Source organism: Methylophaga nitratireducenticrescens (assembly GCF_000260985.4).
Lineage (GTDB): Bacteria > Pseudomonadota > Gammaproteobacteria > Nitrosococcales > Methylophagaceae > Methylophaga > Methylophaga nitratireducenticrescens.
On sequence record NC_017857.3, the window covers coordinates 2,404,670 to 2,417,002 of the forward strand.

6 protein-coding genes and 1 CRISPR repeat array (1 of these 7 running past the window's edge) are annotated in these 12,333 nt (G+C 45.8%); of the genes, 3 read left to right on the forward strand and 3 right to left on the reverse strand.

Annotation, left to right across the window (positions count from 1 at the left end; all coding sequences use genetic code 11):
* Positions 1–82: 82 nt before the first annotated feature.
* The 3 genes from Q7A_RS11410 to Q7A_RS11420 form a co-directional block, all read right to left on the reverse strand.
* Positions 83–1,834, reverse strand: a complete 1,752-nt coding sequence (locus Q7A_RS11410) for a pyrroloquinoline quinone-dependent dehydrogenase (protein ID WP_014707739.1) — start codon at positions 1,832–1,834, stop codon at positions 83–85.
* A gap of 304 nt (positions 1,835–2,138) precedes the next feature.
* Positions 2,139–2,741, reverse strand: coding sequence for a cysteine hydrolase family protein (locus Q7A_RS11415; protein WP_014707740.1), 603 nt, complete (start codon positions 2,739–2,741; stop codon positions 2,139–2,141).
* Positions 2,742–3,155: 414 nt separating this feature from the next.
* Positions 3,156–4,148 (reverse strand): catalase family peroxidase, encoded by a 993-nt coding sequence (locus tag Q7A_RS11420; RefSeq protein ID WP_041355235.1) that lies wholly within the window; start codon positions 4,146–4,148, stop codon positions 3,156–3,158.
* Between the two features lie 67 nt (positions 4,149–4,215).
* Here Q7A_RS11420 and Q7A_RS11425 point away from each other — a divergent pair, with 67 nt between their 5' ends.
* The 3 genes from Q7A_RS11425 to Q7A_RS11435 are packed head-to-tail and all read left to right on the forward strand — an operon-like array spanning position 4,216 to position 7,937.
* Positions 4,216–4,950, forward strand: coding sequence for a TetR/AcrR family transcriptional regulator (locus tag Q7A_RS11425; protein WP_202971530.1), 735 nt, complete (start codon positions 4,216–4,218; stop codon positions 4,948–4,950).
* A 23-nt stretch (positions 4,951–4,973) separates the two neighbouring features.
* Positions 4,974–5,963, forward strand: a complete 990-nt coding sequence (locus tag Q7A_RS11430) for a zinc-dependent alcohol dehydrogenase family protein (protein WP_014707743.1) — start codon at positions 4,974–4,976, stop codon at positions 5,961–5,963.
* Positions 5,964–5,996: 33 nt separating this feature from the next.
* Positions 5,997–7,937, forward strand: coding sequence for a PQQ-dependent sugar dehydrogenase (locus Q7A_RS11435; RefSeq protein ID WP_014707744.1), 1,941 nt, complete (start codon positions 5,997–5,999; stop codon positions 7,935–7,937).
* Between the two features lie 452 nt (positions 7,938–8,389).
* A CRISPR array of direct repeats spans positions 8,390–12,333; the repeat unit is 28 nt; unit sequence TTTCTAAGCTGCCTGTTCGGCAGTGAAC (it continues 2,325 nt past the right edge of the window).

Genomic DNA, 12,333 nt, shown 5'->3' on the forward strand with positions numbered 1-12,333 from the left:
GGCATGAAAGATTGGGCAGCCACTGGCTGAAACAGACAGGTCAAGTAATTCAGCAAAGTTAATTGATAACGCCATGCTCAGCTTAAGGCAAGCGCCAGACCTTGATTTTCTGCCCGGTTTTAAAGCCAAACAGTCTATTGCCACCGACAGCTACGGCAATATGTTGTTTACCATTAATACTGTAGGTGATAGGTGGAGCATTCACTCCCGCCTCGGTTTTACCACTCCAGCGTTTTTCTCCCGAATCAGCGTCAAAGGCCATTAATTCGCCACGCCCCTCTCCTGTGAATACCAGCCCACTGGCTGTACTCAATACGCCACCAATCAATGGATTTTCAGTTTTAACCTGCCAGACTATTTCACCATTATCCAAATCAATGGCTGTTAATAAACCATGCTTTTCAGGCGTATTTAACGGTGACATTGAAGAATATCGTATCGCTGCTTCCCCATTCCTGGCGGGCTGTTGGTGTAATTTATATTCCACCGGCCAATGAATAGCAGCAATAAACACCAAACGTCTGCGAGCATCTACCGAAACGGGAGACCAGTTTGCCCCTCCCATTACACCCGGATAAATAATCGTGCCTTCACTGGTAGGAAGTTCAAACATATTTTTTTGTGGGACAAAGGCTTCACTTTTATAAAGAAACTTTCCATTACGTCTGTCATGCACATAAAACCAACCCGTTTTACCGGCTTGCCCAATTGCCGGTATCGGCTTTCCTTTGATCGTAATTTCAAACAATACTGGCGGACTGGCCACATCATATCCCCAGCTATCATGTGGGACTTGCTGGTAATGCCAGCGATAATCACCACTGTTGGCATCAAGGGCAAGCAATGAACTGCTATAGAGATTATCCCCTGGCCTGGATGAACCTTCCATTTGTGGTGATGGATTACCAGTCCCAAAATGCAGAATTCCGGTATAAGGATCGATAACTGGGGTACTCCACGCTGAAGCACCACCATAACGCCATGCATCACTATATTTTTCTAAAGAGGCTCTTTCTTTGGCAATGTCACGAGGCAACTCAACACCATCAGCGGTTTTAGTTACAAAATCACCTTCCCAGTTCTTAGACTTTATGGTATCAAACTGCCATTTTTGTTTGCCGGTTTTCATATCATAGCCTGCCATAAAACCACGACGGCCATATTTTCCAGCAATTCCGACGACAGCCCCCAAGGGTGAATCAGAATCCGTAGCGTCAAGATGTAATCCATACCCCACACCGGTAATACCTATAATGACGGTATCCTGATAAATCATCGGTGCCATGTTGATACCCGCCCCCGACGTACCTGAAACACTGCCAAGTTCAGAATCATCCAAGCGACTAACCTCTTCACGGATACCAGTATTGTCACCAACAACCCGATTATCCCAACGTTTTTCACCTGTTTTAGCATCCAATGCAATCAACCTGGCATCAATAGTACCAGTGAAAACCATGCCATTTGAAACTGCCACGCCGCGATTCGCCGGGCCACAGCAAATGGGATAATCTTCATCTAAATCATGTTCATAGCGCCACAATTGTTTTCCACTTGCAGCGTCAAGTGCGACTACATCGTTAAACGGTAACGAAACATACATCACCCCATCCTGAACCACGGGCGTCGCCTGAAAAGTAGCATTTATACCCGTATCAAATTCCCATGCCTCAACCAGGCCTGAAACATTATTTTTAGTAATTTGTGTCAGTTTACTGTGACGCTGATGCAGGTTATCACCACCATAAACCGGCCATTCAATCTCTGTGGCTGAAACAGGGAAAGACAATACTGTCAGCAATCCTCCCATCCAGATGATGTCTTTTAAATGCATGGTTCTCTCTCTTGATTATTCTTGATGATGTTAACAATTACGATCTTACTCTGTTTACTTGAGTTGCTGATCCCGTTCAATACCAAGAACAATACCTCAACAGCAAATACGTTTTCACCCTGAAAGCAAGTTTTTGACTTAGGTCATGAATCGGATAAGGTGACATATAAAGGTCCTCTATAAGGAATATTCACATAAAAAATATCTGTATTAGCCCAGATCATTCCACAAGCAGCAATCATTCCGAAAGCTTTTAAAGTTTATTAGCCCAAAAATATGCTAACGGTTAATTTCCCTTCTGTATCTAATCAGGCAACTCGGCCACACTATCGACCACAGCAGCATATAAATCCCGCGTTGATGCAATAGCGGCATCCTGAACTTGCTCCGCCGAAACCATTTTTCCATTCGCCGACAGCAGTGGGCGGGTCGCCGTAGCACTTGCCACAACAGTTGGCCTATAGCCCAGATTGAAACCACCATGAGCCGTAGAATTCACACACATATGCGTCATAAAGCCAGCCAACACAATATGCTCAATATTGAGTGATCTCAAACGTTCATCCAGCTCTGTCTGGATAAACGAATTGGGGAAATTTTTAGTAATGACATATTCACCCTCCTGAGGGGCTACTTCACTGGAAATCTGTCCTATATTGGTTGTCAGATCATATGGTGAACCCGTCCCACCATCATGCTGGATATGAAAGACCGGAATAGCTAACGCTCTCGCCCTCTCCAGTAAAGCCTTTGCTTCAATAATCGCCTTTTCCACTCCTGTAAGCTGCATTACACCCGTGCGATAAGTATTCTGACAATCAATCATGATGAGCGCCGCCGTACTCAAATTTGCCGGCTGATGCCCTAAACCGACAATCTCTCTCAATGTTTGTGATGCCTGAGTCATGACAATCCTCTTTAAAAGTGAAAAAATAATTCTGCCCCAGTGCTTTTAGGCATTAGACAAAACTTATGTATTACTAACACCACCACTGTTGTGGCCCGAATACTCTTTCAGCTCACAACAGAGGCGGCTATGAAAGATCAACAGACCCTAGGGCTTGTTTATCTTCCATCTCCACCACTGCTGGCGGCTATTTTTGTGTCCGACAAGGCGGAAAGCACGCCGTGTAGCCTTCCTACATAAGTGATTGACAACGCAGGCGGCCGCAAAAATAGTCCCAGCCCTTTGGGTTGTGACTGAAAAAGCGCCACTCTGCGTTTCTCGTCGCTTATTTAGAATAACTAAAAGGCGCTCCTCGTGCCTTGATTGACGCTTTTTTAGCTCACAACAGAGGCGGAGATGGAAGATAAACAAGCCCTAGTCCAGACGATGCTGAAAACTTACTGCATAAGCGCCGGGTCTGGCCAATAAAATCGGGTCAGCTGATGGTTCAATACCTTCAGGCAATGCCAGAGGGTTAAACATGGTTGCTTTTTCATAGGCTGCGGCGTCTGCTATCGGGGCATTAATGACGATAGTCCCTAGCTCGACTATCTGACGATCGTCAGACCAAATAACCGTTGCATCATTTACCTCATCGCCTGGTTCAGCAATTTGCACAGACAGACGAAATTCGACGGGTTGTTGTGCGAGTCGTTCATGAATTTCATTCATCAGATAATTTTCGTCTTGTTTTTCAGCCTCCGCTTTCTCCAATGTTTTCATCCCGCCTAATGGCATCACAATATAACGGCCATATACTGACTCACCCTCAGCATTAGTAAATTTAAAAGCATTGATGCCGTGATAAGACAATTTAGCAAAACTTACCGGAAAGGGCTTGGGGTACTCAACAAAATGTTTGGCTTTGGGATGATCCGCTAAAAAATGCTGGATCGGTTTAATTTCAGCGTCCGAGCTGGCCGAGTCCCGTACCGCTGTGAGCATTTCAAGAAAAGCTTCTGGTGTAGCCACTGGAAATCGTGGCACTGAGCTTAATACCATGTCGGTATAGCCTTCATCCCCCAAATCTATCCGCATTGCCATGCCTTTCGCTAAGCCTTTTGGGTCATTATCCGCAATATCCGGAAACCCGGTTGCATTGGAAAAGCGTACGACGATGGGTGAAGCATTCTGCTGTAAGTGAACTGCTGTTGTAATTTGACGCGCCGACTCGGCTGGATAAAACTCACCACTCAGCACGACACCTTTGGTGTGATTAGAACGTAAACCTTCGCGGGGCCCATTGAATAAATCGTGTTGCACATCCACAATCTTTTCGACGGTGGACTTTTCTCTCTCCTCTGCCAACCCAGAACTCATCCCCATCACCAGAAACAATGCCAATGGCAGATAGTTGATTATTTTCATGCCCATTTACCTTCTGCTTGTTGATATTCAGTGACCAAATCTTGAAACAAACCCAGCTTATACCTTTATGAGCCTTTTACCTGAATTTAAGTTCATGCTGAATGAAACGATTCAATTTAATAACACAAAAGTTATTACCCATGAAGGTTTGCAATTACTAGACGACCGGTCTATTATTGACGTCATATCTCTAGCCGATTGGTCTAATATGACGCGTATTGAAACACGGCAATTATTGATTCAGGTAGGTACCGAAGTCATTGGCAAGCATGGTTTCAACCCTACTGGTTTGAATACTGTTTTAAAAATGGCAGGAGTTCCCAAGGGCTCTTTTTATTATTACTTTGCCAGTAAAGAAGAATTCGGAATGGCGATCATTGATGAATTCGCCATCGCCTACGATGAGAAAATCGCCCACTTTCTTAGCAACAGTAACATCCGTCCACTGAAGCGTATTCGCGAATATCTGGAAGATGGGCTGGCAACAATCCGAGAAGGTAAATGCAAGCGTGGTTGTTTAATCGGTACATTGGGACAAGAACTTTCCAGCCAGAATGAAACGTTCAGAAAGCGGCTGGATCGGGTCTTTGAAGGCTGGAAAAAACAGTTTAATCAGTGCTTGAAACAGGCTGTTGAGCAAGGTGAGCTGTCTGAGTCAATGGATATTGAGCAGCTTTCCGAATTTATCCTTTCTGGGTGGCAAGGTGCCATTTTGCGCGCTAAGATGAATTCCAGTATCATCCCTCTCCAGGCCTTTATTGATATCGTGTTTGACCACGTATTGATACCCCCTAAACATTAATCAAAATATACCGGAGGTTTTTTATGACCAGAACCGTTCGTTTTCATCAAACGGGTGGCCCAGACGTTTTACAATTGGATGAGTTGACTGTATCAGCCCCACTGAACGATGAAGTACTTATCAAGATAAATACCATTGGGCTCAACCGGGCTGAAACCATGTTTCGCAGCGGTCAATATCTGGAAACACCAACACTTCCTGCACGTCTGGGTTATGAAGCTTCCGGTGTCGTGGAACATCTTGGTCCAAATGTCACCCGGTTCAACGTAGGCGATAAAGTTAATGTCATTCCAGCATTTTCGATGAACCAATATGGAACCTATGCAGAAAAAGCCGTTGTGCCCATTCATGCCCTTGTTAAACAGCCCGCTAATATTTCTGACAGCGAAGCCGCCGCTGTGTGGATGCAATATCTCACAGCATGGGGAGCTTTAATTGATATTGGCCAGTTGTCAAAAAACCAGATCTTATTGATCCCTGCTGCATCCAGTAGTGTCGGCCTGGCGGCCATCCAGATTGCCAATCAGGTTGGTGCGATTCCGGTAGCGATAACCCGCAGTGCGAATAAAAAAGACCTGCTACTGAAACATGGCGCAAAGCATGTCATTATCAGTGAATCACAACAGATAACCGAACAGGTACTGCTGATAACGGGCGGTAAAGGTGCAGATATGGTGTTTGATCCGGTCGCGGGTCCAACATTAAATGATCTAGCCAATGCCTGTGGTCAATTTGCACAGATATTTGTCTACGGTGCATTAAATCCACAGCCCACACCGTTTCCATTATTAACCGCTTTGGGAAAAGGCCTGAACTTTCGTGGTTATACCCTGTTTGAATTCACCCAGGATGCCGAGCGTCTACAAAAAGGTGTTGAATTTATCGAAAACGGCCTAGCGGCGGGCCATCTCAAACCCATCATCGCCAAAACCTTTGCCTTGGATGACATTGTTGCTGCCCACCAGTACATGGAATCCAATCAACAAATTGGCAAGATTATCGTCAAAACATAACTTTGCAAATTTTTTTATTAATGGAGGATATCCATGAAATTTACACTCAAAACGCTCAGTTTTTTAACACTCTCTTCACTTGGCATGATCAGCACAGCCAGCTTTGCCGATGCAGCTGATGTCGAAAAAAACCTGCATAAACTCAATGTGCCTGATGGCTTTAACGTTGAAGTCTATGCCGAAGTGCCAGGCGCACGGCAAATGGCACTGGGCCAGTCCACCGGTACAGTGTTTGTCGGTACGCGTGGCGACAAGGCTTATGCTGTAGTGGATCGGAATAAAGATCGTAAAGCCGATGAAGTGATCACTATTCTTGACGATCTTAAAGTTGGTAACGGTGTCGCCATGTATCAGGGCAACTTATACATTGCCGAACAAAACCGCATTGCCCGCTATGCAGCGCCCGGATTTGATCTGACACTGCCCTTTAAAGAAATGCGCGAAGTGATTTATGACGATCTGCCTGATAAAGCGCATCACGGCTGGCGTTATATCGACTTTGGACCCGATGGCAAACTGTATGTCACTGTTGGGGCTCCCTGTAATATCTGCGATGTTAAAGGCCAGGAAGCAACTATTATCCGGATGAACCCGGATGGCAGTGATGCTGAGATTTATGCCGAAGGTATCCGTAATTCTGTCGGTATGGATTTCCAACCGGACACCGGAACATTGTATTTTACCGATAACAATACCGATATGATGGGTGATAACATTCCACCGGGTGAATTAAACGCTGCACCTGAAAAAGGCATGCACTTTGGCTTCCCCTACTATGCTGGCGGTAAAGAACGTCATGAAGACTGGGCCGATAAAACACCGCCCAAAGAAGTCACCTTCCCGGTAGCAGAATTTCAGGCCCATACTGCTGCACTGGGCATGAAATTTTATACTGGCAACATGTTCCCGGAAGACTTTAAAGGTGATGTCATCATTGCCCAGCATGGCTCATGGAACCGCACAGAACCAGTTGGCTATCAGTTAATGCGTGTCACGTTTGATGAAAACAATGAAGTCAGTGGTCATGAAACCTTTATTGATGGCTGGTTAAATGATGGTGAAGCGTGGGGACGTCCTACTGATGTCCTGCAATTACCTGATGGCTCGGTGCTGGTCTCTGATGATTTTAATGGTGTGATTTACCGCGTCAGTTACGGTGAAAAACAGAGTGATGCTCAAACCACCAGCACAAGACATGGCAACAACACGATAGAAGATCTGATGATGCCGGAATCAGCTATCGCCCATCCGGATGGACGGGTATTTGTCACTGAAATCGGTGAGTTTGGTAAAAATGGTGATGGTAAAGTCACTGTTGTGAACACGGATGGCAGCACTGAAACGCTGGTCGATGGCCTCAATGATCCCAAAGGCATCGATATGTTTAACAACACTTTATATGTCGCCGATGTTGATCAACTGGTGAAAATCAACCTGGATGGTCAAAGCGAAGTGATGGTTAAACCAAGTGATTTTCCAGGTAAACCAGTGTTTCTCAATGATGTCGAAATCGATGGCCATGGCAACATCTATGTGTCCGACAGTGGCGACGATAACGGCAAAGATGCCGGTATTTATCAAGTTACCGCCAAAGGCAAGGTAACTGAAGTCATCAACCATAAGTCCGGTATCAAACGTCCCAACGGTTTGTTAATGGATGGCTATAACAAGATGCTGGTAGCTGATTTTGGCACTGGTGACTTATTTCAACTTGATATTGCCTCTGTAAAAGCCACCAAAGTGAACAGTGGTTTTGGGGGTGCAGACGGACTGGTTCGGGATACTGATGGATTTTTATATATCAGTGACTGGAATAACGGCAAGGTATGGCAGTTAAATGAAGCGAAAGCTACGCCACAACTGATCACCGACGAGTATGAAGCCGCAGCTGATATTGCTTTATCAGCCGATGGCAAACATATTCTGATGCCCGATATGAAAGCCGGAAAATTGTATTTCTTGCCAATCAAGTAAATCCGTATCAAAGCAATCAAAAAGCCGGGATTCTTCCCGGCTTTTTTGTCTCCAAACAGACCCAAAGCCCATTAGCTGATAAATCACTATCAGTTAAATAGCAAACTCAATGCAGATTTAAACCCGTCGAAATCGACGGGATTAAATAATTAGCTCTATCGCCCCGCCCCTCACCAAAAATACATATTTTCTATCCACAACATCGATTGCTCATGAATACTGACATCAACTAGCCTGGCAGTTTAAAATGTAATTTGGTGTCAGATGCTGGGATGTGCCCCAAAAGCATCAACGCACTGCCCGCCCGGCACATCGGGAGTGAGGGCTTCAGAATATTGCTCTTACATATACCTAAAAGTTGTAACAACAAGCTTCTCATTATTTTAATGATGACTTCATGCTGCCTATTCGGCAGTAAACCAGTTACCTGAACTCGGAGCTACGAGAAAGCATTTCTAAGCTGCCTGTTCGGCAGTGAACCTGGTCGCGTGGTATTTTGACGGGCATGTGATTTTCTAAGCTGCCTGTTCGGCAGTGAACTGTTTAAGTGAGGTGCGTTCGGTGCCGGAACTTTTCTAAGCTGCCTGTTCGGCAGTGAACGTAGCCGGTGCAGCCAATAGTGTATTCCCGGCTTTCTAAGCTGCCTGTTCGGCAGTGAACAATCGCGCCCATTTTCGGCAAGTCGCTGATTTTTTCTAAGCTGCCTGTTCGGCAGTGAACAGCCGCGCATCCGGCGAATATTCCAGGCGGTTTTTCTAAGCTGCCTGTTCGGCAGTGAACACATGGTGCTTAATTAAATGAGGTGTTATTATTTTCTAAGCTGCCTGTTCGGCAGTGAACTGCCCCATGTATATACATAAAGAATTGCTTCTTTTCTAAGCTGCCTGTTCGGCAGTGAACAATGACCTTCTTAGATGCTTTACAGCATGCCTTTTCTAAGCTGCCTGTTCGGCAGTGAACGTCCAGCAGCAGGGCAGCCAGAATTTGCTACATTTCTAAGCTGCCTGTTCGGCAGTGAACAATGACAATGGCAGCGATAAAAGGCCAGATTTTTTCTAAGCTGCCTGTTCGGCAGTGAACAAAACAACCAGCTACGTGCTGATGTTGATGCTTTTCTAAGCTGCCTGTTCGGCAGTGAACAAGCTGAGACAGACGTTTTATTGCTTGATGCTTTTCTAAGCTGCCTGTTCGGCAGTGAACCTATAGCTCACCCTCACGGCTATTCCGATCAGTTTCTAAGCTGCCTGTTCGGCAGTGAACCCAGAAACAGTTGAGGCCTCGGCATCGGTGTATTTCTAAGCTGCCTGTTCGGCAGTGAACCGGGGGCGGCTCCATTATCCACGCTGGAACTATTTCTAAGCTGCCTGTTCGGCAGTGAACGACGATAACTAACAGCAGCAAAATACAAGTCATTTCTAAGCTGCCTGTTCGGCAGTGAACCGGCAGGAACTTCTTACGATAATACATCTTCTTTTCTAAGCTGCCTGTTCGGCAGTGAACTTTGTTTATTGCATTTAACAGCATACATTGACTTTCTAAGCTGCCTGTTCGGCAGTGAACGCCGAAATCAGTCAGGCGTTTTTAACCGCACATTTCTAAGCTGCCTGTTCGGCAGTGAACGGATGAGTGAATTAATAAAACCATATGTAAAATTTCTAAGCTGCCTGTTCGGCAGTGAACGAGCCAGCATCTACCGTAGCTTACATGCCGTGTTTCTAAGCTGCCTGTTCGGCAGTGAACATCAGAAAGGTTATCGACGGTACACGTGGTGATTTCTAAGCTGCCTGTTCGGCAGTGAACCCGTTTTTGTGCCAATCAATGACGTTCTGTATTTTCTAAGCTGCCTGTTCGGCAGTGAACCAGGTTTTTGCGTTTGAGTCAGATGGCAGTCATTTCTAAGCTGCCTGTTCGGCAGTGAACAATGGCAATCCCTAACCGCAAACGGCACAAGTTTTCTAAGCTGCCTGTTCGGCAGTGAACTTTAAAAGCGACCATTTAGGCGTTGCTGATTTTTTCTAAGCTGCCTGTTCGGCAGTGAACCAAAAAGCGATAGACCGCAGAAGCGACTATCATTTCTAAGCTGCCTGTTCGGCAGTGAACTACCTGAGACCCTGCCACCCCTGAAAATGTCATTTCTAAGCTGCCTGTTCGGCAGTGAACCGAGTAAAACTGTGATTAAAAAAACGGTGATTTTTCTAAGCTGCCTGTTCGGCAGTGAACTATCAGGAATTTTTCTGTTAATTAAATGAATATTTCTAAGCTGCCTGTTCGGCAGTGAACTCAGTGGAAAAGCGGGATTCTGATATAGCTTATTTCTAAGCTGCCTGTTCGGCAGTGAACAACGACATAAGCGCGCCACAAGCATCGAGCATTTTCTAAGCTGCCTGTTCGGCAGTGAACATCATCTTTGCAGACGGCAAAGTACAATGCTCTTTCTAAGCTGCCTGTTCGGCAGTGAACAGATAAAGCAATTTTTTGAGGGGATGATAAATTTTCTAAGCTGCCTGTTCGGCAGTGAACTGGTAAAGGCGAGCTAAAGCCAAAACGCAACTTTTCTAAGCTGCCTGTTCGGCAGTGAACGCGCTATCAAGGGTGCAACATGGCATATCCAATTTCTAAGCTGCCTGTTCGGCAGTGAACAACCACCCTCAGCAGATAGCACAACTGGACTTGTTTCTAAGCTGCCTGTTCGGCAGTGAACGTGGATAGTCGTGAGATGGGTGATGAGCTAACTTTCTAAGCTGCCTGTTCGGCAGTGAACGAAGGATCACCTCTAGGTTGTCAGGATGCATATTTCTAAGCTGCCTGTTCGGCAGTGAACTGAAAAGCATTTCTTTGAATACCAACAGTTATTTTCTAAGCTGCCTGTTCGGCAGTGAACCGTTTAAGTGAGGTGCGTTCGGTGCCGGAACTTTTCTAAGCTGCCTGTTCGGCAGTGAACGTAGCCGGTGCAGCCAATAGTGTATTCCCGGCTTTCTAAGCTGCCTGTTCGGCAGTGAACAATCGCGCCCATTTTCGGCAAGTCGCTGATTTTTTCTAAGCTGCCTGTTCGGCAGTGAACAGCCGCGCATCCGGCGAATATTCCAGGCGGTTTTTCTAAGCTGCCTGTTCGGCAGTGAACACATGGTGCTTAATTAAATGAGGTGTTATTATTTTCTAAGCTGCCTGTTCGGCAGTGAACTGCCCCATGTATATACATAAAGAATTGCTTCTTTTCTAAGCTGCCTGTTCGGCAGTGAACAATGACCTTCTTAGATGCTTTACAGCATGCCTTTTCTAAGCTGCCTGTTCGGCAGTGAACGTCCAGCAGCAGGGCAGCCAGAATTTGCTACATTTCTAAGCTGCCTGTTCGGCAGTGAACAATGACAATGGCAGCGATAAAAGGCCAGATTTTTTCTAAGCTGCCTGTTCGGCAGTGAACAAAACAACCAGCTACGTGCTGATGTTGATGCTTTTCTAAGCTGCCTGTTCGGCAGTGAACAAGCTGAGACAGACGTTTTATTGCTTGATGCTTTTCTAAGCTGCCTGTTCGGCAGTGAACCTATAGCTCACCCTCACGGCTATTCCGATCAGTTTCTAAGCTGCCTGTTCGGCAGTGAACCCAGAAACAGTTGAGGCCTCGGCATCGGTGTATTTCTAAGCTGCCTGTTCGGCAGTGAACCGGGGGCGGCTCCATTATCCACGCTGGAACTATTTCTAAGCTGCCTGTTCGGCAGTGAACGACGATAACTAACAGCAGCAAAATACAAGTCATTTCTAAGCTGCCTGTTCGGCAGTGAACGCTTACGCGGATTAAAACGCTTAGCTGATGAATTTCTAAGCTGCCTGTTCGGCAGTGAACTAGAACTTATTTCTGACTTGGGTTCTGGTGATTTTCTAAGCTGCCTGTTCGGCAGTGAACAGAAACTTCACATTCAACAGTAACAGGCCATTTTTCTAAGCTGCCTGTTCGGCAGTGAACGGCGTGCTTCTGTTTCGACGTCAAGAGTGGCTTTTCTAAGCTGCCTGTTCGGCAGTGAACGAATTGCTTTAACATCGCTGGCCACCTTTTCATTTCTAAGCTGCCTGTTCGGCAGTGAACGTACCCTTCTGTCTGCTGACTGATATAGTTCATTTCTAAGCTGCCTGTTCGGCAGTGAACCATTAGTTCACCTTTGATAAATTGCGGGGAAATTTCTAAGCTGCCTGTTCGGCAGTGAACGTGCCTCTTTGGGCGTGCTTTCGTTATAGTTTTTTCTAAGCTGCCTGTTCGGCAGTGAACTTATCAATAATACTTGAAGATGCAGCAAGTAATTTCTAAGCTGCCTGTTCGGCAGTGAACAAGGCAACCCCCCATACTGCAATAACTGAAGCTTTCTAAGCTGCCTGTTCGGCAGTGAACACAGGGGGGTCTTCG